Genomic DNA, 23,320 nt, shown 5'->3' with positions numbered 1-23,320 from the left:
AAATTAAATTTTACGCGCGATAACTATTTTCTGAGCAACTTGCGAACTCAATGACTTAGGCCGAGGCGCGCATCACCAATTTGCCATCGAACACGGTCTCTTCGCGTTCGGCCAGTCTGGTTTCGCTTTCGATAATGCGGAACAAAGTGCTCGCCGCGCGATTCGCGATGGCGCCATAATCCTGTGCGATGGTGGTCAGCGGCGGACAGGTGTAGCGCGAGAACGGGTGGTCGTCCTGCCCCGCGATCCGCATGACGCAATCTTTACCGTGACCGACCCGCACACCCAGTTCATAAGCAGCCGAGAGCATCCCAATCGCCAGACGGTCGTTTGAGCACAGAACCGTGTCCGTCTCGAATGCCCCAGCTGAGATCAACCGCCCGCCTTCGGTTGCGCCGATCTCTTCAAAGTTCCATCCCTCGCCCGGCACCTGATGGATCTTCGGGGCAAAGCCGTGACGTTCCATCGCTTCCAGATAGGCTTGGCGGCGCTTGTTGGCGTTCGGGTTGCTGGGAGTCTTCATCTCAAAGAAACAAGGCGGTTCGCCACTGCGGCAGAGGTATTCGACGATCAACTCCACACTTTGGAAGTTATCTGTACCCACGAAGGCCTCACACACCCCTTCAACATTCGCATCAAAGGTCACGACCGGCACGTCTTTGCAAAAACGCTCAATCGCCCCTCGGTCCGAGGCCTTGCCGAAAGGTGCCAAAAGCACGCCCGCAGGCTTCAGCGCCCGAAGCGAGTCGAGATTGGCCCGCTCCTGCGCTGGCTTGCCGTGTGAACTAAGCAGGATAGGGCTATAGCCTGCCGCCAGACAGGCCAGTTCCACCTCACGACCAATCTCAGAAAAGAACGGGTCCGCAAGGTTGGGCACTACCACGCCGATGTTGCGGGTTTTGCGGCGGTTTTGGTTCACCGCATAGACGTTGGGGCGGTAGTCATACTGACTAAGGGCCGCTTCGATCCGCTCCCGGGTAGAGCGGCGCACGCTGTCGGCGTCGTTAAAGTATTTTGACAGCGTGGGCCGAGAAATGCCACTGACAGCGGCGAACTCTTCCATATTGCGGATCTTTTGCTGGCCCATCTTAACCCTCCCTTGACGAAACGCATCGCGCGTAAACTCAAGTCAATATAGAGATAAGTTCGGTCAGCCAGCAAGGGTCTGATGGTGTTGGGCTTTCCGCGGCATTTTCAACCTCGGCGGAAAGCCTTCGGTCCGAATGGAAATCAGCCTTTTTGCCCGGATTCCGCTGCTGCACGTGCCAGCGCTTCGATCCCTGCCCAATCCTGCGCGTCGATCAGCTTTTTCGGGGCCACCCAACTGCCGCCCGCGCAAAGCACATTGGGCAGACTCAGGTAGCTTTCCACATTCTCTGGGCTGACGCCGCCGGTCGGGCAAAAGGTGATCTGCGGCAGCGGTGCGCCGATGGCTTTGAGTGCGGGTGCCCCGCCAGAAGCTTCGGCGGGGAAAAACTTGAGCATGTCATAGCCAAGTTCCAACAGACGCATCGCTTCGCTCGCTGTGGCAGCGCCGGGCAGTAGCGGCAGATCTTCTTCCTCGCAGGCAGCGATCAGCGCATCTGTGGCACCGGGCGAGACGCCAAAGGTCGCCCCCGCCCGTTTCGCCGCGCGCACGTCTTCGGGGGTGATCAACGTGCCCGCCCCCACATGCCCGCCCGCGACCTCAGCCATGGCCGCAATCGCATCCAGCGCGGCAGGCGTGCGCAGGGTCACTTCCAACGCGGGCAGCCCCCCGGCGACCAGCGCCTCAGCCAATGGCCGGGCGTGTGCGACGTATTCAATCACCAGAACAGGCACGATTGGGGCGAGCGCGCAGATTTCACGGGTGCGACGGCTGGCGTCTTTTGCGGTAAGAGTCATGGATCAGCCTCCAAAAATGGTTGCGCCGGTGGTAGCAGAACCGACTGTGTCGCGGAACATAGCGAACAACTCGCGCCCCGTCCCGGCATGGTAAGCAGAAAGGTCAGCGGTGACGTTGGGACGGTCATCGAACCCTTCGGCCAGCACGTCAAGCGTCCCTGCAACTGCGTCAACCCGCAGCATATCGCCATCCTGCACCCGCGCTATGGGGCCGCCATCGACCGCTTCGGGGCTGACGTGGATCGCTGCGGGCACCTTGCCCGACGCCCCCGACATGCGCCCATCGGTGATCAGCGCGACCTTCTGACCGCGCCCTTGAAGGATCGACAGAAGCGGCGTCAGGCTGTGCAACTCGGGCATGCCATTGGCCTTAGGCCCTTGGAAGCGGACCACGACGATCACATCGTCGGTCAACTCGCCCGCTTTGAAGGCGGCTTTCACCTCGTTCTGATCCGCAAAGACCCGCGCCGGGGCTTCGATGATGTGGTGTTCGGGCGCGACGGCAGAGACTTTCATGCAAGCGGTGCCGAGCGATCCGGCCATGCGGCGCAGCCCGCCGGTGGGCTGGAAGGGATCGCTGGCGGGGCGGAGGATCTTTTCGTTCAGGCTTTCGCCCGCACCCTTTTCCCATACCAAGCCATCGACCTTGAGCTTTGGCTCGGAGGTGTAATGCTCCAACCCCTGTCCGGCGACGGTATGGGTGTCGGGGTGCAGATGGCCGGAGTTGAGCAATTCGCCGATCATATAGCCAAGGCCGCCCGCCGCGTGAAAATGGTTCACATCGGCCAGACCGTTGGGATAGACCCGCGCCAGCAGCGGCGTGATGTCGGAGATGTCCGAGAAATCCTCCCAATCCAGAATGATCCCCCCGGCCCGCGCCATGGCGATAAGGTGGATCAGCAGATTGGTCGACCCGCCCGTGGCGTTGAGCCCGACGATGCCGTTCACAAAGGCCTTTTCATCCAGAACCGAAGCGACGGGCGTGTAATCATTGCCCAGAGCGCTCAGCGCCAGCGCCCTTTTCGCGCCCTCTTGGGTCAGCGCATCGCGCAGCAATCCGTTCGGCGGCACGAAACTGGCGCCCGGCAGGTGCAGACCCATGAACTCCATCAACATCTGGTTGGTGTTGGCGGTGCCGTAGAATGTGCAGGTGCCCGGCCCGTGATAGGCGGCCATCTCGGCGGCCATCAGCGCGTCGCGCCCGACCTCGCCTGCGGCGAACTGCTGGCGCACCTTGGCTTTTTCATCATTCGACAGCCCGCTTTCCATCGGCCCGGCAGGCAGGAAGACGGCAGGCAGATGCCCGAACGCCTGCGCCGCAATGACCAGCCCCGGCACAATCTTGTCGCAGACCCCAAGGAAAACCGCCGCGTCAAAAGTGTTGTGGCTGAGTCCCACCGACGCCGCCAAGGCGATCACATCGCGCGAAAACAGCGACAGCTCCATCCCCGCCTCCCCTTGGGTCACCCCGTCACACATCGCCGGGACACCGCCCGCGACCTGCGCAGTGCCGCCTGCTGCACGTACCGCGTCGCGGATCAGTTCGGGGTAACGCTCAAACGGCTGATGCGCCGAGAGCATGTCGTTATAGGTCGTCACAATGCCGAGGTTGCCTGCGCTGGTGGTCGCCAGCCGGTCCTTGTCTTCGCCGGAGGCGGCATAGGCATGGGCTTGCCCGCTGCACGACAAATGTGCCCGCGCAGGCCCTTTGGCACGGGCGGCTTCCATCCGATCCAGATAGGGCCGCCGGGTCGCCTCGCTGCGGGCGATGATACGGTCGGTGACGCGGTCAATCGTGGAATGCAGGGTCATGTCTCGTCCTTTCGTGTGATCTCGCGCCAGCGACGGCCGTCGCGGTGCATCAGCATCAGCGCTTCTTCGGGGCCTGAGCTGCCGGGGTCATAGGGGTACGGGGGTTGCCGGGTCTCTTCCCAGCCGTGAATGATCGGATCGGCCCAAGCCCAGGCGGCTTCGACCTCGTCCCCGCGCATGAACAGGGTCTGATCGCCACGGATCACGTCCATGATTAGCCGTTCATAGGCGTCTTGCGGGGTGGCCTGTTCGCCCAAGGCATCGGCAAAGGTCATATCCAGGGACACTTCGGCCAGACGCATGCCGCCGGGGCCGGGGTCTTTGATCGTGTTGCGCAGGGTGATGCCTTCGTCCGGCTGCAGGCGGATGATCAGGGCGTTGCCTTTGTGCCCCTCCATCGCGGGGAAGATCATATGCGGCGGGTCGCGGAAGATCACCGCGATCTCGGAACTGCGCCCACGCAGCTTTTTGCCCGTGCGCAGGTAAAACGGCGTGCCCGCCCACCGCCAATTGGCAATTTTGACCTTCATGGCGACGAAGCTTTCGGTGCGGCTGTCGGGATCGCCCGCATGATCGCAGTAGCTGCCCTCGCCCTGCGCGGCGCGGTATTGGCCGCGGGCGATGTCCTTCTGGACCACCGGCTCCAACGCCTCGATCACCTTCACCTTCTCATCGCGCACCGCGTTGGGGTCAAAACGCGAGGGCGGCTCCATCGCCGTCAGACACAAAAGCTGCATCAGGTGGTTCTGCACCATGTCGCGCATGGCACCGGATTTATCGTAATATTCCCCCCGCCCTTCGACGCCGAGGCTCTCGGAGACCGTAATCTGAACATGGTCGATATGGGTGGAATTCCACAGCGGCTCCCACAGGGCATTGGCGAAACGCAGCGCCATGAGGTTCTGCACCGTCTCTTTGCCAAGGTAATGGTCGATCCGGTAAATCTGGCTTTCGTCGAAATTGGCGCGCAGATCGGCGTTCAGTACCTGCGCGGTTTCCAAATCATGGCCAAAGGGCTTTTCGACGACGATGCGGCTCTCGGCTGTGGCGATGCCGTGGTCATGCAGCTTGCCACCAATCGTGCCGAAGAGCGACGGCGAGACCGAGAGGTAGAAGGCCCGCACGACATCATCACGCATCAGGTCCTTCAGGCCCGACCAGCCCGCATCGCCCGCCGCATCCACGCGCATGTAGTGCACCATGGCAAGGAACTGCTCCAAGGCGGCGCTCTCTTGCGCCAGCTTCGGGGCAAACTCCAAAAGGCTGTCGCGGATCATCTTGCGGAAACTGTCGGCATCAAGCTCGGAGCGGGCCGCGCCGACGATCCGTGCGCCTTCGGGCATCTGGCCGACGGTGAAACGGTGGAACAGACCGGGCAGGATCTTGCGCCGAGCAAGGTCGCCGGTCGCGCCGAAAATGACGAGGTCGAAAGGATCAACGGGGATTACGCGCGATACCATGGGGTCAGCCCTCCTGCCTGCGTTGATGCGCGGCGGCACCATGTTTTCGATTACTCAAAGCCATCGCCATCCCTCCTGCGGCCTCCTCAGGGCGGCCACTGGTAGCGCTAACATATCTGAGCGGAAAAGATAGGCGGTTCTTCAACATTTCATATTTCCTCTACCCAAGGCGCGTTCGCCCCGGCGCGCGAAACGGTTACGGCGGCGACGCGCGCGCCATAGGCCAGCGCTTCGGACAACACCTCAGACGTAAGGGTGCCGAGAGCGGATTTATGAAGCTGCCCCAGCTCGGACATCTTGGCCAGAACGCCAGCATTGAACGTATCGCCCGCGCCGACCGTATCGACGACTTCGGCTTTCACGGCGGGGACTTGCACCTCTTCACCATTGGCCAGATAGCCCGTTGCCCCCTCGCCCCCGCGGGTCAGGATGACAACCGAAGGGCCCTTGGCCAACAACTCGGCCACCTTATCGCGCAGGGACAAGGACGCGGGGTTGATCCAGTTCAGATCCTCGTCCGAGACCTTCACGATGTCCGACAGCGCGAGCATCCGGTCGAGCCTTTGACGGTAACGCTCGATATCCTTGATGAAACCGGGGCGGATGTTGGGGTCGATCATCACCGCACGGCCTTCGGCGTTGCGCGCCAGCAGGTCTGCATAGGCATCCGCGCCCGGCTCGCAAGCCAAACTGATCCCGCCGAAATACAGCGCCGAGACCTCAGCCGAGAGCGCGGGCATATCCCCCGGCGTGATCATGCGCCCGGCCGAGTTTTCGTCATAGAAATCATAGGTTGCATGGCCGCCGACCAGCCGAACAAAGGCCAGCGTCGTCGGACGGTCGGACACCACCAGATGCGAGACATCCACATGGCTGGCCTTCAGCCCATCGACCAACTGCCGCCCGAACATGTCAGACGACAGGCCCGACAGCATCCCCACCTGCGCCCCGAGTCGCCCCAAGGCGATGGCCGTGTTAAAGACCGCCCCGCCCGCATGAGGCACAAAGCCGTCGGGGCCTGCGGTGGTTGGGGTTGGGATTGGGGTTGGGATCATATCGATCAGGGCTTCTCCGCAGCAAAGGATCATCTGTCAGCCTTTCAAAAATGCGTCGCGGTCGACGAGGAAACGATCAGAAAGCGGCAGGCTTGCCGCGCCAAGCGCGCGGGCGTCACTGCCGACGGTCCCTTCGCGCAACTCGGGAAGGGTCACCCCCGGTAGGGGCTGCGTGGCAAGATAGCGACGGCAGCGCGCAACGATGGCCGCGCGGACCGTTGCAGGCAAAGAACCGTCAATCATCACTGTATCGAAATCAATCAGACAAGCAGCTGCACGGATCGCCTGCCCCAAGGCTTCGGCGGCGCCATCGAGCCATTGTTCAAAAATATTCTCGGAAAAGCTCCAAGCCGCCGGGTCGCTCCAACTGCCGCGGCGCGTCTCTCCAGCATCGTCCAGCATCGCCTCTAATGTCGCCAAAGAGGCAACGTCAACCAACTGCGGCCCTGCGGCTCCGGCCAGCGGCATGGAGCCAAGCGCCCCCGCATTGCCGCTTTTGCCAGTGTAAAGCTTGCTGTCCAACACAAGTCCGCCGCCAACGAAATAGCCGATGTAAAAATACAAAAAATCGCGTGGCTTGTCCTGTGCACCAAAGACCAATTCCGCCCCGCAAGCGGCAGAGGTGTCATTACACAGGTAGATCGGCATCTTAACCACCTCAGCCAAAGCCGCTGCGATATCAAAATCACGCCAAGCGCTTAGATCGCCGCTGGCGACCCTCCACTCCCACATGCCAAAGGGTAGCGCGACACCCAAACCCGCAACGCGCGCCAGTTGATCCGCGCTCAGCGACGCAAGCGTGTTCCGCAAGGCAAGCGTTGCAAATTCCATCACGGCGGCGGGGCTTGGATGGTCATAAACCTCGCTGCTGTGGCGCGTCACTTGGCCCTGAAAATCGGTCAGGATCAGCTCTACGCTACGCCTCCCCAGCTTTAATCCCAAAAAAAACGCCCCCTCTGGATTAAGACTGATCGGCACCGAAGGCTGCCCAACCCGACCCCGCACTCGCGCGCCTTTTCTCAGAAGCCCATCCGCTTCGAGCGCCCGCATAATGACAGAAACCGTCTGCGCGGAAAGGCCGGTCAGACGGGCGATCTCAGCCTTTGAGGTCGGACCACTACGGCGGATAAGCGACAGGACAAGCCGTTCGTTATGCACCCGCATCCCGCTTTGGTTTGAGCCGCGCGCGGTTTGGTCGGCCAAAGTCTGGACGTGTTGCAAACTGGCCTCCCCTCCGGTTTCTGCGCTCCTTCGTCAGCACAAATCCCAAATGAGCGGCTCTGAGTCAATAAATAAATCAATCTGATTTATTTATTGACAACGGGAATGGCCGCCCGCGTTATGCGTGCGGCCTAGGATTGTTTTACGAAGCCACCTGAATGCCAATCTTACCCATATGGGATTTCTCCAAAAACGCCTCCTGCGCGCGGCGTAGGTTTTTCAGGGGGTAACTCTCCGCCAGCAAGGGCCTGATTTCGCCGCGTTCAATATACCCCACAAGATCGCTAAATACCGCCGGTTCCTGCCGTGTGCTGCCGATCAGTGTCAGATCTTTGAGATAGAGCGTACGCAGGTCCAACTCGACAATCGGCCCGGCAATCGCCCCCGAGGTCACATAGCGCCCGCGCGTCACCAGCGCATCCAGCAGCTTGGGCCAGCGCCCGCCGCCCACGAGGTCAAGCACCACGTCGAATGCATCCTCGGGCAATGTGGCATCACGGTCCAGCGCCTCGTCCGCGCCGAGCGCCTTTAGCGTGTCTATCTTGGCTGGGCTCGTTTGAGCCGTCACATGCGCACCGCGCCGCTTGGCAAGCTGCACCGCAGCCGAGCCGACCCCGCCTGATGCCCCCGTAATCAACACCCGTTCCGCACCCAAACCCGCGCGCTGGATCATGCCTTCGGCGGTGGAAAAGGCGCAGGGAAAGGACGCAAGTTCAAGATCAGAAAGTGTACTGTCAATCACAAGCGCATTGGTGGCCTCGGCTGTGGTATATTCAGCAAATCCGCCGTCCCGCTCTGACCCGAAGGTGATTAATGCGTCAGGTCCGGCCGCCATCGGGCCATACATGGGGCGCAGCAAAACCCGCTCGCCGATCCGCCCGGCATCAACGCCTTCGCCCACGGCAACGATCTCTCCGCAACAGTCCGCACCTTGGATACGCGGAAAGCTGAGCGCGCCAGACCACGCGCCATCGGCGTCCGATGCCCCGCCATAGCCTTCGGTTGCCGCTGATCCAGTATCGCCGCGCACTGCCTTTGAATACCAGCCCGTGCGCGTGTTGATGTCAGTGTTATTCACCGCCGAAGCACCGACACGGACCAACACCTCCCCCGCTGAGGGCTGTGGCACGGGCATATCTTCGCGCAACTCCAACTTGTCCAAACCGCCGTGGCCGGTCAGCACAATCGCTTTCATCGTTGTCGGTAGGGTCATTGCATGGGGTCCTTACATGTAGAATGGTTACTCTACTTGCACAGGTAGAGGGACCACTCTACATCGTCAAGCATGACGAATACAAAGAACAAGATCGCCGCCGGGCTTGAACGTGCTTTCGCCAGCCGAGGCTTTGCCGAACCCAGTGTCGAAGACCTGCGCGATGCGGCGGGGGTAAGTCTTCGCACGCTATACAAATACACACCCTCGCGGGCCGAGATGGTATTGGCAGCCCTGGAGAATCGGCAGCAGCGTTATTTGGCGTTGGTTTTTAGTGACTTGCCGGATGATCCAGCAGACGCGCTGGAGGTGATACTGTCTCGCGTTGGGCATTGGATGGAAACCGAAACCTCGCATGGCTGTCTGTTTCACGCCGCCGTCGCCGCTGATCCGGGGAGCGAAAGCCTGCGTGCGTTGCTGATCCGTCATAAACAAGAAGTTGCAGCCAAAGCCGCTGCCGCCACGGCGCTGGAAGGCGCGGAGACCGAGCTGCTGGTGATTATCGAAGGGCTGACACAGACTTGGCCACTTCACGGGGAGGCTGCCGTTACTGCTGCGAAATGGGTGAGCAAGGCACTGCATGCACCGCGCTGATTAAAACGGGCCTTGCTCTGCAAAGGAAGTAGGTATACCGATCTACCTATTTATAGGAGCAACCATGTCCGAGACCCCACCCAAACGCCCCGCCTATGATAGGCTGATGCAGGCCGCGATGGTGCTGTTCTATAACCACGGCATCAACGGCACGGGCATTGACGCCATCGTCGAACGCGCAGGTGTGGCCAAGAAAAGCCTCTACAATAATTTCACCTCCAAGGCGGACTTGGTGAGCCACTACCTAGAGGCGCGCCATGCGGAATGGCTGGCACTTTATGACGCGCGGGCGGCGTCGGCAGAGACCCCGCAGGCCCGCATCTTGGCCGTTTTCGACGCTTATCAAGATCACGCGGAATTTGCCTATGAACGCGGCTTTCGTGGCTGCGGCCTGTTGAACGCGGCGGCCGAGCTAGAGGCAGGCGACATCGGACGCGCGGCGGTGCGGCGGCATAAAGAAGAGGTTGAAAGCATCTTGGCAAAACACCTGACCGAGCTTTTCCCCGACGCGCCAGAACGTGCCGCCCCGCTTGCTGCGCATATTGCTTTCCTGCTTGAAGGGGCGATGGCGCGTGCGGGACTAGAGGGCAACAGCGCACGGGTTCTGGCCGCACGGGCGATGGCCGATGATATGCTGAAAGCATTGACATGATAGAAGGCCACCGCTGGGGTGTTATCGCCATTCTTTTCGCCGCCGTGGTCTGGGGCACAACCGGGACCGCCGCCACCTTTGCCCCCGATGTCAGCGCCGCCGCCATCGGCGCGGCAGCTATGGGCGTGGGCGGCATCGCGCAGGCGCTTTTAGCCGGGCGCGGCATTCTGCGCCACCGCACGCAGCTCTGGGACCAACGCCGCCTTTTGGCAATCGGCGCGATATCCGTGGCGATCTATCCGTTGGCATTTTATGGCTCTATGCGGCTGGCCGGGGTGACGGTGGGCACGGTCATCACCATCGGGTCTGCCCCGCTTCTTTCAGCGCTGATTGAGTATCTGCTAGACCGGCGCCGCCTGTCTCTGCGCTGGAGTATCGGCGCTACGGTCGGACTGTTGGGTATGGGCCTTATCTGCCTTGCCGAAGGGGCCGGGCACGTCGAGATGGCGGGCGGAACATCCGTACCGGCGGGGGTTTTCCTTGGGCTGATCGGCGGCTTTACCTACGCGCTTTATTCATGGAGCGCGCGGAAGATGATGCTTCAAGGCACGCGGTCGTCGGTCGCCATGGGCGCGACCTTTGGTCTTGGGGGGCTGATGTTGATGCCGGTGCTGCTGCTTTCCGGCGGGCCTTTTCTGGCATCATGGACGAACGCCGCCGTGGGTCTCTACATGGCTGCGGTGCCGATGTTTCTGGGCTACATCAGCTTTGGCTTTGGCCTTGCACGGGTTGAGGCAAGCACGGCGACGGTGATCACCCTTTTTGAGCCTGTGGTCGCGGCGATACTGGCCGTGCTGATCGTCAAAGAACGCCTTCCCCCACTAGGCTGGATCGGCGTGGCGCTGGTGATTGGCTGCCTTGCAATCATCACCCTGCCCCTGCCGTCATGGCTTCGCCGTGGTGAACCCGCACAACCGCCGGGCGTGGCCTGACGGGCATGCGGCGGCCAACCACCGCATTTACAATTGGTCGGGCGGCGTCTCACCTCGAAAAAAATGGTCGAGGTTATCAAGCGCCTTGAAGCCCATCGCATCACGGGTCGCCACGGTGGCGCTGCCAACATGGGGCATCATCATCACGTTGTCATGGCCCGCAAAGGCCGGATTGCCGCCCGGTTCGGTGACAAAGCAATCCAACCCCGCCGCCCCCACATGGCCCGAAGACAGCGCATCAAGCAACGCTGCCTCATCCACCAGACTGCCCCGCGCAGTATTTACGATCACACAGCCCTTGGGCATCTGCGCCAAACGCACGGCATTCATGAGGCCAATGGTTTCCGGCGTGGCCGGGCAATGCAGTGACAAGAAATCCGATACCGCCAGCAGCGCGTCCAAATCGGCGTGATAAGTCGCGCCCGCCTCTTCTTCGGCGGTTAGGCGACGGCGGTTGTGGTAGTGGATCTCCATATCCAACCCCCGCGCCTTGCGGGCAAAGGCCCGCCCCACGCCGCCCATTCCGATAATCCCCAGCCGCGCACCAGAGACCTGTTTGCCCACCAGCATCGCAGGCGACCATGACTGCCACTGTCCGCTGCGCACGAGCCGATCACCCGCCACCGCGTGCCGGGCAGCACCCAACATCAACATGAGCGCCAGCTCGGCGGTGGCATCCGACAGAACGCCGGGCGTGTTTGTCACGACAATTCCCCGCGCCTTGAGGCTGGGCAGTTCGCAGTGATCCACGCCGACTGAGTGGTTGGCGATGATCTTGAGCCGAGGGTCAAGTTGCGCCACGACCTCCGCGCTGAAATGCTCGGAATGGCAGGGGATCATCCCATCCACCCGCGCGCTCATCGCAATGATGTCTTCGGCGCTGCCGGGTTCGTCGGCGGGATCCCAGATCACCTCATAGTCACGCTGCGCCCGGTCGAGCGTGGCGTCAGAAAGCTGCCGGGTGATCCAGATGACAGGCTTGCCCATGGGTCAGTCCCGATCCTTCCGACTGGAGGTAAAGAAATCATAGGCCACGAAGGCCAGTGTCACCGCGACGATGATAATCAGGTCGATGCTGGGCACCTCAACAGCAAGGATCAGCAAAAAGATCGCAATCGCGGTAAAGGCGAAGAGAGCAAGTAAACGGTTCATGTTTCAATCCTCATTCAGTTGCACCATCGGCCCAGTCGAAAAGCCACTGGGCGCTGCGCATCAATCGTCCGTCTTGGCCGTGCCCGCCGACCAGTTGCACGCCCATCGGCAACCCTTCTTCCGAGGCCATCAAGGGCACGTTCACACAGGGGCTGCCGCAGAGCGTCCACAGACCATTGAAAATCGGATCGCCGGTCGTCTCCAGCCCGCGCGGTGCGGGGCCGGTGGCCGACGGACAAAGGATCGCATCGCAACGGGTCAGCAACTCTTCCAGCGCGGCGGTCAGCACCTTGGGCAGGTCGCGGGCCGATTGATAATCGCGGGCCAGTACCTTGTTGCCCGCCTCCATCGCCTCTCGAGTCGCGGGTGACAGCAGGTCGGTCCCATCTCGCAAATAGGGGTAATAGTGATAGGCCATCTCGGCAAAGTTGATGCGTTTGCGCGCCTCTGCCGCCCCGTCGAAGACCGACGGCAGGGGCAGCTCAAACGCCTGATCGCCAAGTGCTGCGACCAATTCTTCGAAACCCGCGTGAAGCTGGGGATCTGCGTCCTCCCACCCCGGCGGGCGAACGAAACCAAAGACCGGCGGGATCGGCGGCGCGGTGGTGGTCTGCGCCAACAGCGCGGGCGTGGGGGCAAGGATGGTGGCGCTGTCTTCGGGGTCATGGCCGAATAGCACCTCGGCCAGCAGCGCTGCACCGGCGGGATCGCTGGCAAAGACGCCGATGGTGTCGAGCGAGGGCGATTGCGTCAGCACCCCCCGGCGCGGGATCGCGCCGAAAGTCGGTTTGAACCCGGTGACCCCACAATAGGACGCAGGCCGGATCACCGAGCCGCCGGTCTGCGTGCCGATGGCCAGCGGCACCATTCCATCCGCCACCGCCGCCGCCGAGCCTTGGGACGAGCCGCCGGGGCTATGCGCCGGATTATGCGGATTGGCGGTCTTGCCCGGATGCATGAAGGCAAGCTCGGTCGTGACCGTCTTGCCCATGATGATCGCGCCCTCGGCCTTGAGCCGCTCCACGATGAAAGCATCGCGCAGCGGCACGCGCCCCTTGTCTTGGGCCGCGCCGTTCTCAGTCGGGATGCTGCGGGTGTCGATGACGTCTTTCAGCCCGACAGGCAGCCCATGCAACCGCCCAAGCGGCCTGCCCGCCCGACGATAACTGTCGCGCGTGCGGGCCTGTGCGCGGGCGAACTCGGGATCGAACCACGCCCAAGCGCCCACGACTTCCTCGCGCGCTTCGATCCGCGCGATGTAACTTTCCACCAGCGCCAGCGCGTCCAATGCGCCGCTCGCCAAACGGTCCCGCAATTCGACCACGCCAAGCGCTGCTGCGGCGGTCATCCTTGCCTCAGCCCCCATAGAACAGCTCCGGCAGGTAGAAGACGATCTGCGGGAAAACATACATCAGCACCATCGACAGGATCACGCAGAACAGGAACGGCATAACCCCCGCAAAGATCTGCGTGAGCCGTAACTCGGGAGGGGCGATCCCCTTGAGGTAATAGGCCGACATGGCCATCGGTGGCGTTAAGAAACTGGTCTGCAAGTTCAGCGCCACGAGGATGCCAAAGAACAGCGGGTCGATCTCAAACACCGCCAGCAGCGGCAGGAAGATCGGCACGAAGATGATGATGATCTCTGACCATTCCAGCGGCCAGCCTAGCAGGAAGATGATGAGCTGCGCGAGGATCAGGAACATGATTGGCGAGAGGTTCAGCGATTGAACGAACTCGGAGATCACATGCTCGCCCCCGAGGTAGGAGAAGACTGCCGAGAAAGTATAGGAGCCGACAAAAAGCCAGCAGACCATCGCCGTGGTGCGCACCGTGAGGTACACGCTTTCGCGCATCCGCTGCCATGTCATCGCGCGATAGATGAAGGCGAGGAAGATGCCGCCCAATGCACCGATCGAGGCCGCCTCAGTCGGGGTTGCAAGGCCGAAAAGGATCGACCCCAGCACCGCGAAGATCAGGAAGGCGAGTGGCAGGAAGGAGGTGGCGATCATCAACAAGAGCTTGCCCATCGGCATGTCCGGCACCTCATCCGCCGTCGGGCGTGGCGCGGAGGATGGCTGCAAGAGCGACCGCCCGATGATATAGACCAGATAGAGCCCGACCAGCGTCAGCCCCGGCAGCAGCGCTGCCGCATAGAGCCGCACGATGGAGACGTTCGTTGCCGCCGCATAGACGATCAGCATGATCGAGGGCGGGATCAGGATGCCCAGCGTCCCGCCCGCACAGATGATGCCTGCCGCGAAGGACGGATCATAGCGTGCCTTCAGCATCGCGGGCAGCGCCAAGAGGCCCATCAGCGTCACTACGGCACCGACGATCCCGGTGGCGGTGGCGAACAGTGCACAGGTGATCAGCGCCGCGACCCCCATCGAACCGGGGATGTTCTTGGACGCGATGTTGAGCGTGGTGAACAGACGGTCCACAATGTTCGACCGCTCGACGATATAGCCCATGAACAAGAATAACGGCACGGCGGTCAGCACTTCGTTCGACATCACCGTAAAGGTCTGGTTCACGAAGAGGTCGAATATTCGGTTGTTGAATAACCCCTCGAACCACGTCGACCATTGCTCCCAGGGGCCGGCGGTTTCCTCCAGCCGGTCAAAGCTGCGCCACATGCGGCGCGCGTCAAAATAGGCGTAGTAGCCAAAGCCGATGCCCATCGCCATCAGCGTGAAGGCAATTGGGAACCCTAGGAAAACAAAGACGATGAACAGCCCAAGCATCATCAGGGCGATTTGCGGATCGGTCATGTGAGATGGCCCTTTTCGGCCTTATTGGCTTCGCGCATCATGAGGTCTTCGGTCTCAAAGACGTCTTCCTCGGCTTCGAGCCAGTAGTTGGAACGTATGGCGATAAGACAGCGGCAGACCTGCGCAATGCCTTGGATGAACAGCAGGATTCCCGCCGCCACGATGATCGCCTTGAATTGATAGATCGGCACGCCCGCCGGGCTGTTGACCGACACTTCGCCATATGACCAAGACCGGGCGGCGTATTTCCACCCCGCAAGGATCAGCGCCGTGACCCCGGGGAAAAAGAAGATGATATAGAGCACGAGGTCGATCATGCCTTGGGTGCGCGGCTGGAACAGCCGGTAGAGGAAATCCCCTCGCACATGCCCCCCGCGCGACAGCGTATAAGCCCCGCCCATCATAAAGAGCGTGCCATACATGATGAAGGACACGTCCAGCGCCCAAGCGGTGGGGTTGTTCAGCACATAGCGCACAAAAACTTCGTAGCCCGTGCCGATGGACATCAGCAGAATGAGCCAAGCGAAGGCCTTGCCGAACCATGCGGAAAGGTTATCGGCGAACCGAATGAAAGATATCATGATGCCCCCAGTGTCTCGTAGAGCCCCCGGCGCATGGTGGCGCCGGGGGCCTCATTACTTGCGGGTATGCGTGATCACATTTTGATCTTGCCGGGGAAGTAATGCTCATAAGCAAGCCCGTAGTCCGGCGAGTTCATCAACTCGTAATAGGCCACGCGGTCGACCCATTCGCGTTGGCTGTCGAGGGTCTTTTTCATGAAGGGATCGGATTCCAGCTCGGGGATCAGTTCATCCCATGCTTTAAGCTGCGCATCGAGGATCTCTTTCGACGTCCGCCGCACGTTCACCCCTGCTTCATTCTGCAGGAACTGCAGGTCAGCCGAGTAGCGGTCCATCGCCTTCGCCGTATTCGCGGTCGAGGCTGCCTCGACAGCGTATTTCAGGATCGCCTGAAGATCGGGGTCGAGATCCTCAAGGAACAACTTCGAGAACAAGAATTCAAAGCTCTCGGAGGCTTGGTGATAGGACGACAGGTAGTAGTTCTTCGCCACGTCCTGCGCGCCGAAGTCCTTGTCCGACGAGGGGTTGTTGAACTCGAAAGCGTCGATCACTCCGCGCTCCATCGCGGGCACGATCTCCCCGCCCGGCAACTGTGCGACCGACATGCCCAGCTTGGCCATCAGATCGGCCGCCAGACCCACGGTGCGGTATTTGAAGCCTTGCAGGTCATCGACCGTATTAACCTCGTTCTTGAACCAGCCGAAGGGCTGGGCGAACATCGGGAAGCCCATGTAGCCGACAACGTCGAGGCCCATGATATCCTGCGTCAGCTCGTTATAAAGCTCCTGACCGCCGCCTTGGTAGAACCACGACAGCATGGTGGTGGCAGAGCCGCCGAAAACCGGGCCGGTGCCAAAGAGCGATGCGGCCTTGTTCTTGCCGTACCAATAGACGGGCACCGAATGTGCCGCGTCGATCAAACCGTCGTTCACCGCATCAAGCACTTGGAACGCAGCGACAACCGCGCCGGCGGGCAGCACGTCGACCTTCAGACGCCCGCCCGACATCTCCTCCACCCGTGTCGCGTAATCGCGGGCAAAGTCTTGCCAGATGTTGGCGTCGTTCCACGACGTCTGCATCTTGATGACGATCGGCGCTTGGGCCAACACCGCCGGTGCGGCCAGCATGCTCCCAGTAGCGGCCCCCCCAGCAAGTGCGGACTTCGTCAGGAACGAACGTCGGTTGAACTTTTTAGTGTCAGTCATGTTTCCTCCTCCCAGAGTGATCGCCCGTTTGCTTACTTTAAAATACGCTTTTGGTCGGACGACCCGAGATCAGAGACTAACCGAATGATCTCATTTGGCAAGAATTGTCCGTCAGGGACTCATCGAGAGCAAGATTGTTGTGCATTTTTATGGCCGCATAACATTCTTGATCGATGCGGGTTTTGTTCGTTCTGCCGCTGCTATTGCGGGGCTTTGTCCCTTAAACCGGCCGGGGCAAACCCGTTTCCTCCTGTGGCTGCCCGCAAAGCTTGACCATATCAGCTTTGCCATACGTGTGGGGCTCAAGCGCGCCGCGCGACCGGATCGACCATTTCAATCCGGCCTGTGGGAGCGTAAAGCGCGCGCTGCTCCAGCCCCGCTTCATCGTGAGCCGGGTACAGCCATCATCGGCGGGTCAAATCGCCGGCCAAGCTCAGAAGCTGCTGCGGGGCAAGAACCGCTGAAATACGGCCCCTGCACTACCGCGCCACTTACGTCTCTTTTTGCAGCATGTCGTCGCGCAGGGGCACGGTTTGGCGCTCGATCATGCGGTGCACTTCGGGCGGGGTGTCCCCTCGATGTAGCCGCCTGATCTGATCCGATAGCTCTGCATCCGCATTGGTCCGCCGCTCGTTATGACGGACGTATTCACCCCACGTGGGCACATGATAACTTTCGCTCCAATGCTCTGGTCGGTGCAGATCACGCAATAGCGCCCATTGCTGCGCACCATCGCGGATGCGCACCCGACGCCGGAGGCTCATCGCAGTTAGAAACTCCGGCACATCCGCCTGAGCGATCTCATAATCGACCATGACCATCACCGGCCCGCTGCGATAGCTAAGATCAAACCGCGTGTCGGGCTCTTTGAAACGGTTGAGGGGGTCAAGATCGAGCCCGCTAAACTCCGGCAACGGCAGCCGCAGACCGATTAGCGCACCAATCAGCAGCATCACACTGGCCCCGGCGAGCGCGGTTTCCGGCCCGCCCCGGTCGGCGACGATCCCCCAGATCAGACTGCCCGCCGCCATGCCCCCGAAGGTGCCGGTCTGATAAAGCGCGATTACCCGGCCCACGACCCATCGCGGCGTTGAAAGCTGGATCGTCACATTGAACATCGACAACGACAACACCCAGCACGCGCCAGCGAGCATCAGCGCGGCCCCCGACAAAACGGGCTGCGCGCTCACCGCCAGCACGGCGCAACTCAGGGCGAACCCAACAAAACCGCCACGCGCGATCATCTCATTGCGAAACCGCGCCCGGAGCCCCGCGTTCGCCAATGCGCCAAACACCGCCCCCATGCCGAAACAACCCAGCATGATCCCATAGACAAAGGCCGTCGCTTGCAATGTCTCGCGCACCACGACCGGCAACAGCGCCAGTAGTGCGATAGCCGACAGTCCGAACCAAAATCCGCGCAAGATGACCCGCATCAGATTGGGTGACATAGCCACATAACGCAGCCCAGCGGAGAAGGCGCTGCCCATCGGCTCACGCGGCAAATGCGTATCGCGCAGAGGCGCTTTCCACCGCAGCAAGGCAAGAATGATCGCCACATAGCTCAGCGCATTGACGGCAAAGGCCGCCGCCGCCCCCGCAATCGCAACAATCGCCCCGCCCGCGGCTGGCCCGATGCTGCGCATCAGATTGAACCCCATGGAGTTCAGCGACACTGCCGAGGGCAGTTCCTCTCGGCTGACAATATCACCCATGGTGGCCTGCCAAGACGGATTGTGCAGTGCCGTGCCACAGCCGATGGAAAAGGTGAAGGCCAGAAGCAACCAAGGCGTTAGCCAGCCCTCAAATGCCATAAAGGTCAGCAAGATCGAGACGCCGAACATAAAGCTTTGCGCGATCAACATGACCCGGCGGCGGTCAAAATTGTCGGCGAAGACGCCCGCCAATAACGAGAAGATCATGATTGGCAGCGCCACCGAGCCCTGCACCAGCGCCACCATATTCTGCGAGTCCGACAGCGAGGTCATAAGCCACGCGGCCCCCACCGCCTGCACCAGCCCGCCAAAGTTCGACGCCAGCGCGGCGATCCAGAGAGAGCGGAAGGTCTGGTTGCGGAAAAGGATCAGTGGAGAAATGCGGTCGGGCAAAACAAACGGGCCTATGTAGCTATCCCTATTCGATATGTGCTTTGGTGCCCGACTGTCGAGAGGTGACGCGCGATTCTCCATCCAGTAGACTGGCGCCCTATGAGCAACCAGCTAGACGAGCTTGACCCGTCCCAGCGTAATGGGTGCAGGGGCGCGTAAAACACGCGACAAGAAAAACGCTGAATACTGCTAATGCTAGAAAGCTACGTTACAACAGCCTTCAGTGCGTCCAAGCCCCACGACGCCCGGTCGCGAAATTCTCACCGTAGCCACCCGCGCGGATGTTAGGTTTGCGCTTGTTCGGCAGTTGCACCTGCGCATCGATACCGTGATCGCGGGCGTATTCTTCGGCAGCTTCGCGGGTGTCGAACTGCAAGCGCACTTGGCTTTGCGTGTCATCCGACGATGTCCACCCCATCAAAGGATCAACGCTGCGTGCTTCCGCTGGCGAAAACTCAAGCAGCCAGACACGGGTCTTGGCCGTGCCGGAGGACATCGCTGTACGGGCGGGTTGGTAGATACGTGCACGCATTTCGGGACTCTCGCTTCAGGAACCACGCGCTTTATCTAATATTCCACGCAAAGGAGCAAGGGAATGCAAGACAATGCAAATAGACCCTACCATGCTGCAGTGCAGAGACTACATGAGTAGAACCCCATTGGAGCCTTCCACATGAACCCCTTCGCCATTTTTGCCATGCAGAGCCAGCTTGCCTCGCTGGCCTTTGAAACCCAGATCGTCATGTCATTGCGCATTCTGGCCATGGCCGGTGCCCTTCCCGCGCGCCCCGGTGAAAATAACCGCATGGTCGCCGAGAAAGGCCCCGCCATGGTCAAAGCCTTCAGCGCCGGGACGCAGGCGATGATGCTGGGCAAAAGCCCCGATCAGGTCATGAACGCCTCGCTTGCGCCCCTTGCCCGCAAGGTGCGACAGAATCGTAAACGATTGATGAAGTAGCGGCAAAAGCGCCCTTCGCGACCCCCTGCCCCTTGAACCCCGCGTGAAAGAGGGCACCTATGGGAAGCTTGACGAAGGATACCCGCGATGCCCTATGCCCATTCCGACAAATCCGAGGGGATGCCGATGCTGGCAAACCCCGCGCCAGACGTGCGCAGCCGCCCCAAGCTGGAGGGCGGCCATAAGTTCAAGCTGGTGACCGAGTTCGCTCCGGCGGGCGACCAGCCCACCGCGATCAAGGAATTGACCGAAGGGGTGAACTCGGGCGAGCGCGATCAGGTGCTTCTGGGCGCGACCGGCACGGGCAAGACTTTCACCATGGCCAAGGTGATCGAGGAAACGCAGCGCCCAGCGATCATCCTTGCGCCCAACAAGACGCTGGCGGCGCAGCTTTACGGCGAATTCAAGGGCTTCTTCCCCGACAACGCGGTGGAATATTTCGTCTCATACTACGACTACTACCAGCCCGAAGCCTATGTCGCGCGGTCCGATACCTTCATCGAGAAGGAAAGCCAGATCAACGAACAGATCGACCGGATGCGCCACTCTGCCACCCGCGCGCTGTTGGAGCGTGACGATGTGATCATCGTGGCCTCGGTTTCCTGCATCTACGGCATCGGTAGCGTCGAGACCTACGGCGCGATGACGCAAGACTTGAAAGCGGGCGGCATGTACGACCAGCGCAAGGTGATCGCCGATCTGGTCGCCCAGCAGTACAAGCGCAACGACGCGGCATTCCAGCGCGGCTCTTTCCGTGTGCGCGGCGATAGCCTTGAAATCTTCCCCGCCCACCTTGATGACCGCGCATGGCGGCTCAGCTTCTTTGGCGAGGAATTGGAAAGCATCACCGAGTTCGACCCGCTGACGGGTGAGAAGACGGACACGTTCGACCAGATCCGCGTCTACGCCAACAGCCACTACGTCACGCCGAAACCGACGATGTCCCAAGCCATCATCGGCATTAAGAAAGAGTTGCGCACCCGGCTCGATCAACTGGTCGCCGATGGCAAACTGCTGGAAGCGCAGCGGCTGGAACAGCGCACCAATTTCGACATTGAGATGCTAGAGGCCACCGGCGTCTGCAACGGGATCGAGAACTATTCGCGCTATCTTACGGGCCGCGCTCCGGGTGAGCCGCCCCCCACCCTCTTCGAATTCATCCCCGATAACGCCATCGTCTTTGCCGATGAGAGCCACGTCTCGGTCCCGCAGATCGGCGGCATGTACAAGGGCGACTATCGGCGCAAATTCACGCTGGCCGAGCACGGTTTCCGCCTGCCGTCCTGCATGGACAACCGACCCCTTAAGTTCGAGGAATGGGACGCCATGCGCCCGCAGTCGGTCTTTGTCTCGGCCACGCCAGCGGCGTGGGAGATCGAGCAAACAGGCGGCGTATTCACCGAACAAATCATTCGACCGACAGGTCTGATCGACCCGCAAATTGAGATCCGCCCGATTGAAATGCAGGTCGACGATCTGCTTGATGAGGTGCGCAAAGTCGCCGCCGATGGCTACCGGACCCTGTGTACCGTGCTAACCAAGCGGATGGCCGAAGACCTGACCGAATATATGCACGAACAGGGCATCCGCGTGCGCTACATGCACAGTGACATCGACACGATCGAGCGGATCGAAATTCTGCGCGACTTGCGTTTGGGCGCCTTTGACGTGCTGATCGGGATCAACCTATTGCGGGAGGGGCTGGACATCCCCGAATGTGGGCTGGTGGCCATTCTGGACGCGGACAAGGAGGGCTTCCTGCGCTCTGAAACCTCGCTCATCCAGACCATTGGCCGGGCCGCGCGAAACGCCGAAGGCCGCGTAATCATGTATGCCGACCGCATCACCGGCAGTATGGAACGGGCGATGGGCGAAACCGACCGCCGCCGCGCCAAGCAGCTGGCCTATAACGAAGAACACGGCATCACGCCCGCCACGGTCAAAAAGAACGTCGATGACATTCTGGCCGGCCTTTACAAAGGTGATGTCGATATGAACCGGGTCACTGCCAAGGTCGACAACCCCCTAGCGGGCGGCAACCTTCAAACTGTGCTTGATGGGCTGAGGGTCGACATGCGCAAAGCTGCCGAGAACCTTGAGTTCGAAGAAGCCGCAAGGCTGCGCGATGAGGTCAAGCGGCTGGAGGCAGTCGATCTGGCTGTGGCCGACGATCCGATGGCCCGCCAACAAGCGGTGGACCGCGCTGTCGATGCCGCTCAAAAAGCGTCGGGGCGCAGCACCTCTGGCCGAGGCGGCATGCGTGGCGGCAACGTGAAACGGCGCAAACGGTAAACGCATCGGGCCGCCCTTTTGGGGTGGCCCGCGCATCTCACTCGAAAAACTATGCTCTGCTATCGCCGAAGTGCTGCGACAAGCGCCAGTACCAGCGCTGCACCAATTGCCGCAACAACCAGCAGCAACAGTAAGCCCCCTGCCGCCACGACCGTCACACCGAGTGCTGCAAGGATGAAAGGCAGCGCCACCGCGCCAATCACCCCCAGAATAAGGTACAACAGACGGTTCCGGCCTGCGACAGCCCCGGCAATCGCCCCGGCGGCAAGCCCCACAACTACAAGCGCAATTAGCGCCACCGCGCCAAGCGTATCAAGAAAGGCTTCCATCAACGGGTCTCCTATAAATTTGGGCGAATGGCCCGATTAAATCAGCGGGATGAATGGCACGCCGCACCCTGCAAGGGTGAGCATCATACCCATAACGATCAAACAGCGCATCGGCGGCCCCTTTTAATAAACGCGGCTAACAGTCAGCCTTCGTCATGAGACCCGATCTGCGCTTCAAAAACAATGGGCTGCGCGATGAACCGCGCAGCAAAAAGGGAGGCGCCGCGGCCTCCCTCCAGATGCCTAGTGTGAGCGGTCAGAGCCAGTAATAAGGCACCCCGTAGTGATCAAAGGTACGTTCTTGCCATGCGCGGTCGCTGTACCAACTGTCGGTACGCTCTGGTGCGCCTTTTACTGTCGTCTCGTCAATGTTTGTCATGAAACCATCGCGGGCTGGGTCATAGTCCAGCGCGTTCCATGGCACGGGATAGTGTTCTTCGCCTATGCCCAGAAAGCCGCCGAAACCCATAACGGCGTAAGCGACTTTGCCGGATTTCTTATCGATCATCAGATGGTCGATATGGCCGATTTCGGTCCCATCCGCGCTGAAAACGGCGGTGCCGTTCACATTGTCCGAAGAAACCAGCGATGCGGGTGCTGTGGTGTCAGTCATGGCCTGTTCCTTTCTTGGTTGATGTAGAAACAAAACCCAAGGCAGGCACCGCCGGTTCCCGCATAGCGGGCAAGCTGGCGGGTTCTGGCTCATTCAGTCAAAGACAGGCCCCCGGAACCAAAGAGGCCGTAGCTGGGTTGAGCATTCAATAGGAAATTCACGCTTTCAAGAGGAGACACAGAATGGAATATGGACTTTTAGGGCTTATCGTCCTCATCGCCGACATCTACGCCATCTATCAGGTCATCACCTCAAGCGCCTCGGGCGCGGCCAAGATTGCTTGGGTATTGGGGATCATCATCCTGCCAGTGCTGGGCTTCATCGTCTGGCTGATTGCAGGCCCACGCGGCAACAAAGCCCACGTGTGATACAACTTACATAGACGACTTAGAAACCCGGTGCCCTTGGCTCCGGGTTTCTACGTTCGACCACCCGCAGAAACGATTTATTAACCGCTATTAACCAAGATCGCTGCAGGAGCCTGC

23 protein-coding genes are annotated in these 23,320 nt (G+C 60.8%); 6 read left to right on the top strand and 17 right to left on the bottom strand.

The window, feature by feature from the left end; genetic code table 11:
• Window positions 1–55 precede the first annotated feature (55 nt).
• The 7 genes from ACSQ16_RS04915 to ACSQ16_RS04885 form a co-directional block, all read right to left on the bottom strand.
• The gene (locus ACSQ16_RS04915; protein WP_243261465.1) at window positions 56–1,087 is read right to left on the bottom strand and encodes a LacI family DNA-binding transcriptional regulator; all 1,032 of its coding nucleotides are present in this window, start codon (window positions 1,085–1,087) and stop codon (window positions 56–58) included.
• 143 nt (window positions 1,088–1,230) lie between these two features.
• Window positions 1,231–1,884: a bifunctional 4-hydroxy-2-oxoglutarate aldolase/2-dehydro-3-deoxy-phosphogluconate aldolase gene (gene eda, locus ACSQ16_RS04910; RefSeq protein WP_243261466.1), complete on the bottom strand. Its 654-nt coding sequence runs from the start codon at window positions 1,882–1,884 to the stop codon at window positions 1,231–1,233.
• 3 nt (window positions 1,885–1,887) lie between these two features.
• Window positions 1,888–3,696 (bottom strand): phosphogluconate dehydratase, encoded by a 1,809-nt coding sequence (gene edd, locus ACSQ16_RS04905; protein ID WP_243261467.1) that lies wholly within the window; start codon window positions 3,694–3,696, stop codon window positions 1,888–1,890.
• Window positions 3,693–5,156 carry a glucose-6-phosphate dehydrogenase gene (zwf, locus tag ACSQ16_RS04900; protein ID WP_243261468.1) on the bottom strand — a complete coding sequence of 488 codons (1,464 nt, stop codon included), beginning with the start codon at window positions 5,154–5,156 and terminating at the stop codon, window positions 3,693–3,695. Before zwf ends, edd begins: the two co-directional genes overlap by 4 nt.
• Before the next feature lie 149 nt (window positions 5,157–5,305).
• The gene (locus ACSQ16_RS04895) at window positions 5,306–6,244 is read right to left on the bottom strand and encodes a carbohydrate kinase family protein (protein WP_243261469.1); all 939 of its coding nucleotides are present in this window, start codon (window positions 6,242–6,244) and stop codon (window positions 5,306–5,308) included.
• A 3-nt stretch (window positions 6,245–6,247) separates the two neighbouring features.
• Window positions 6,248–7,375, bottom strand: a complete 1,128-nt coding sequence (locus ACSQ16_RS04890; protein WP_243263218.1) for an ROK family transcriptional regulator — start codon at window positions 7,373–7,375, stop codon at window positions 6,248–6,250.
• A 199-nt stretch (window positions 7,376–7,574) separates the two neighbouring features.
• Window positions 7,575–8,645 carry an alcohol dehydrogenase family protein gene (locus ACSQ16_RS04885; RefSeq protein WP_243261470.1) on the bottom strand — a complete coding sequence of 357 codons (1,071 nt, stop codon included), beginning with the start codon at window positions 8,643–8,645 and terminating at the stop codon, window positions 7,575–7,577.
• 72 nt (window positions 8,646–8,717) lie between these two features.
• On the opposite strand from ACSQ16_RS04885, the gene ACSQ16_RS04880 reads away from it, so the two are divergent.
• The 3 genes from ACSQ16_RS04880 (at window position 8,718) to ACSQ16_RS04870 (ending at window position 10,823) form a co-directional block, all read left to right on the top strand.
• Complete coding sequence (locus ACSQ16_RS04880; RefSeq protein WP_243261471.1) at window positions 8,718–9,239, top strand: TetR/AcrR family transcriptional regulator; 522 nt, start codon at window positions 8,718–8,720, stop codon at window positions 9,237–9,239.
• Between the two features lie 64 nt (window positions 9,240–9,303).
• The gene (locus tag ACSQ16_RS04875; RefSeq protein WP_093928102.1) at window positions 9,304–9,891 is read left to right on the top strand and encodes a TetR/AcrR family transcriptional regulator; all 588 of its coding nucleotides are present in this window, start codon (window positions 9,304–9,306) and stop codon (window positions 9,889–9,891) included.
• Entirely contained in the window at window positions 9,888–10,823 is a 936-nt protein-coding gene (locus ACSQ16_RS04870) for a DMT family transporter (RefSeq protein WP_243261472.1), read from the top strand. The genes ACSQ16_RS04875 and ACSQ16_RS04870 overlap by 4 nt, the downstream gene beginning before the upstream one ends.
• Before the next feature lie 27 nt (window positions 10,824–10,850).
• Here the strand turns inward: ACSQ16_RS04870 and ACSQ16_RS04865 are convergent, their stop codons facing one another.
• The 8 genes from ACSQ16_RS04865 to ACSQ16_RS04830 form a co-directional block, all read right to left on the bottom strand.
• Window positions 10,851–11,810, bottom strand: a complete 960-nt coding sequence (locus tag ACSQ16_RS04865) for a 2-hydroxyacid dehydrogenase (protein WP_243261473.1) — start codon at window positions 11,808–11,810, stop codon at window positions 10,851–10,853.
• A 3-nt stretch (window positions 11,811–11,813) separates the two neighbouring features.
• A complete protein-coding gene (locus ACSQ16_RS04860; RefSeq protein WP_243261474.1) occupies window positions 11,814–11,975 on the bottom strand; it encodes a hypothetical protein in 162 nt (53 codons plus the stop codon).
• 10 nt (window positions 11,976–11,985) lie between these two features.
• Entirely contained in the window at window positions 11,986–13,341 is a 1,356-nt protein-coding gene (locus ACSQ16_RS04855; protein WP_394805064.1) for an amidase, read from the bottom strand.
• A complete protein-coding gene (locus ACSQ16_RS04850) occupies window positions 13,331–14,749 on the bottom strand; it encodes a TRAP transporter large permease (RefSeq protein WP_243261476.1) in 1,419 nt (472 codons plus the stop codon). Before ACSQ16_RS04850 ends, ACSQ16_RS04855 begins: the two co-directional genes overlap by 11 nt.
• Complete coding sequence (locus ACSQ16_RS04845; RefSeq protein ID WP_093928097.1) at window positions 14,746–15,330, bottom strand: TRAP transporter small permease subunit; 585 nt, start codon at window positions 15,328–15,330, stop codon at window positions 14,746–14,748. Before ACSQ16_RS04845 ends, ACSQ16_RS04850 begins: the two co-directional genes overlap by 4 nt.
• 74 nt (window positions 15,331–15,404) lie before the next feature.
• Complete coding sequence (locus tag ACSQ16_RS04840) at window positions 15,405–16,535, bottom strand: TRAP transporter substrate-binding protein (RefSeq protein ID WP_243261477.1); 1,131 nt, start codon at window positions 16,533–16,535, stop codon at window positions 15,405–15,407.
• A 491-nt stretch (window positions 16,536–17,026) separates the two neighbouring features.
• Window positions 17,027–18,643, bottom strand: a complete 1,617-nt coding sequence (locus tag ACSQ16_RS04835; protein WP_243261478.1) for an MFS transporter — start codon at window positions 18,641–18,643, stop codon at window positions 17,027–17,029.
• Between the two features lie 220 nt (window positions 18,644–18,863).
• A complete protein-coding gene (locus ACSQ16_RS04830; protein ID WP_067622040.1) occupies window positions 18,864–19,175 on the bottom strand; it encodes an ETC complex I subunit in 312 nt (103 codons plus the stop codon).
• Between the two features lie 141 nt (window positions 19,176–19,316).
• On the opposite strand from ACSQ16_RS04830, the gene ACSQ16_RS04825 reads away from it, so the two are divergent.
• Both ACSQ16_RS04825 and uvrB read left to right on the top strand, forming a co-directional pair.
• Window positions 19,317–19,601 carry an antifreeze protein gene (locus ACSQ16_RS04825; protein WP_093928060.1) on the top strand — a complete coding sequence of 95 codons (285 nt, stop codon included), beginning with the start codon at window positions 19,317–19,319 and terminating at the stop codon, window positions 19,599–19,601.
• An 87-nt stretch (window positions 19,602–19,688) separates the two neighbouring features.
• The gene (gene uvrB, locus ACSQ16_RS04820) at window positions 19,689–21,893 is read left to right on the top strand and encodes an excinuclease ABC subunit UvrB (RefSeq protein WP_276521367.1); all 2,205 of its coding nucleotides are present in this window, start codon (window positions 19,689–19,691) and stop codon (window positions 21,891–21,893) included.
• Between the two features lie 59 nt (window positions 21,894–21,952).
• Here uvrB and ACSQ16_RS04815 read toward each other — a convergent pair whose 3' ends face one another.
• A complete protein-coding gene (locus tag ACSQ16_RS04815) occupies window positions 21,953–22,222 on the bottom strand; it encodes a GlsB/YeaQ/YmgE family stress response membrane protein (RefSeq protein WP_243261479.1) in 270 nt (89 codons plus the stop codon).
• A gap of 256 nt (window positions 22,223–22,478) precedes the next feature.
• The gene (locus ACSQ16_RS04810) at window positions 22,479–22,835 is read right to left on the bottom strand and encodes a PRC-barrel domain-containing protein (RefSeq protein WP_243261480.1); all 357 of its coding nucleotides are present in this window, start codon (window positions 22,833–22,835) and stop codon (window positions 22,479–22,481) included.
• A 182-nt stretch (window positions 22,836–23,017) separates the two neighbouring features.
• Here ACSQ16_RS04810 and ACSQ16_RS04805 point away from each other — a divergent pair, with 182 nt between their 5' ends.
• Window positions 23,018–23,203, top strand: a complete 186-nt coding sequence (locus ACSQ16_RS04805) for a PLDc N-terminal domain-containing protein (protein ID WP_093928056.1) — start codon at window positions 23,018–23,020, stop codon at window positions 23,201–23,203.
• Window positions 23,204–23,320 lie beyond the last annotated feature (117 nt).

This window comes from Sulfitobacter sp. SH24 (assembly GCF_965641895.1).
In the GTDB taxonomy this organism is placed as follows: domain Bacteria; phylum Pseudomonadota; class Alphaproteobacteria; order Rhodobacterales; family Rhodobacteraceae; genus Sulfitobacter; species Sulfitobacter dubius.
The sequence above is the reverse complement of the archived record's forward strand: the minus strand, read 5'-3'. Positions and strand labels throughout refer to the sequence as shown.

Coding starts and splice junctions, on each gene's coding strand:
- ACSQ16_RS04915 (WP_243261465.1), bottom strand. CDS start 1,087: ATGGGCCAGCAAAAGATCCGCAATATGGAAGAGTTCGCCGCTGTCAGT.
- eda (WP_243261466.1), bottom strand. CDS start 1,884: ATGACTCTTACCGCAAAAGACGCCAGCCGTCGCACCCGTGAAATCTGC.
- edd (WP_243261467.1), bottom strand. CDS start 3,696: ATGACCCTGCATTCCACGATTGACCGCGTCACCGACCGTATCATCGCC.
- zwf (WP_243261468.1), bottom strand. CDS start 5,156: ATGGTATCGCGCGTAATCCCCGTTGATCCTTTCGACCTCGTCATTTTC.
- ACSQ16_RS04895 (WP_243261469.1), bottom strand. CDS start 6,244: ATGATCCTTTGCTGCGGAGAAGCCCTGATCGATATGATCCCAACCCCA.
- ACSQ16_RS04890 (WP_243263218.1), bottom strand. CDS start 7,375: ATGCGGGTGCATAACGAACGGCTTGTCCTGTCGCTTATCCGCCGTAGT.
- ACSQ16_RS04885 (WP_243261470.1), bottom strand. CDS start 8,645: ATGACCCTACCGACAACGATGAAAGCGATTGTGCTGACCGGCCACGGC.
- ACSQ16_RS04880 (WP_243261471.1), top strand. CDS start 8,718: ATGACGAATACAAAGAACAAGATCGCCGCCGGGCTTGAACGTGCTTTC.
- ACSQ16_RS04875 (WP_093928102.1), top strand. CDS start 9,304: ATGTCCGAGACCCCACCCAAACGCCCCGCCTATGATAGGCTGATGCAG.
- ACSQ16_RS04870 (WP_243261472.1), top strand. CDS start 9,888: ATGATAGAAGGCCACCGCTGGGGTGTTATCGCCATTCTTTTCGCCGCC.
- ACSQ16_RS04865 (WP_243261473.1), bottom strand. CDS start 11,810: ATGGGCAAGCCTGTCATCTGGATCACCCGGCAGCTTTCTGACGCCACG.
- ACSQ16_RS04860 (WP_243261474.1), bottom strand. CDS start 11,975: ATGAACCGTTTACTTGCTCTCTTCGCCTTTACCGCGATTGCGATCTTT.
- ACSQ16_RS04855 (WP_394805064.1), bottom strand. CDS start 13,341: ATGGGGGCTGAGGCAAGGATGACCGCCGCAGCAGCGCTTGGCGTGGTC.
- ACSQ16_RS04850 (WP_243261476.1), bottom strand. CDS start 14,749: ATGACCGATCCGCAAATCGCCCTGATGATGCTTGGGCTGTTCATCGTC.
- ACSQ16_RS04845 (WP_093928097.1), bottom strand. CDS start 15,330: ATGATATCTTTCATTCGGTTCGCCGATAACCTTTCCGCATGGTTCGGC.
- ACSQ16_RS04840 (WP_243261477.1), bottom strand. CDS start 16,535: ATGACTGACACTAAAAAGTTCAACCGACGTTCGTTCCTGACGAAGTCC.
- ACSQ16_RS04830 (WP_067622040.1), bottom strand. CDS start 19,175: ATGCGTGCACGTATCTACCAACCCGCCCGTACAGCGATGTCCTCCGGC.
- ACSQ16_RS04825 (WP_093928060.1), top strand. CDS start 19,317: ATGAACCCCTTCGCCATTTTTGCCATGCAGAGCCAGCTTGCCTCGCTG.
- uvrB (WP_276521367.1), top strand. CDS start 19,689: ATGCCCTATGCCCATTCCGACAAATCCGAGGGGATGCCGATGCTGGCA.
- ACSQ16_RS04815 (WP_243261479.1), bottom strand. CDS start 22,222: ATGGAAGCCTTTCTTGATACGCTTGGCGCGGTGGCGCTAATTGCGCTT.
- ACSQ16_RS04810 (WP_243261480.1), bottom strand. CDS start 22,835: ATGACTGACACCACAGCACCCGCATCGCTGGTTTCTTCGGACAATGTG.
- ACSQ16_RS04805 (WP_093928056.1), top strand. CDS start 23,018: ATGGAATATGGACTTTTAGGGCTTATCGTCCTCATCGCCGACATCTAC.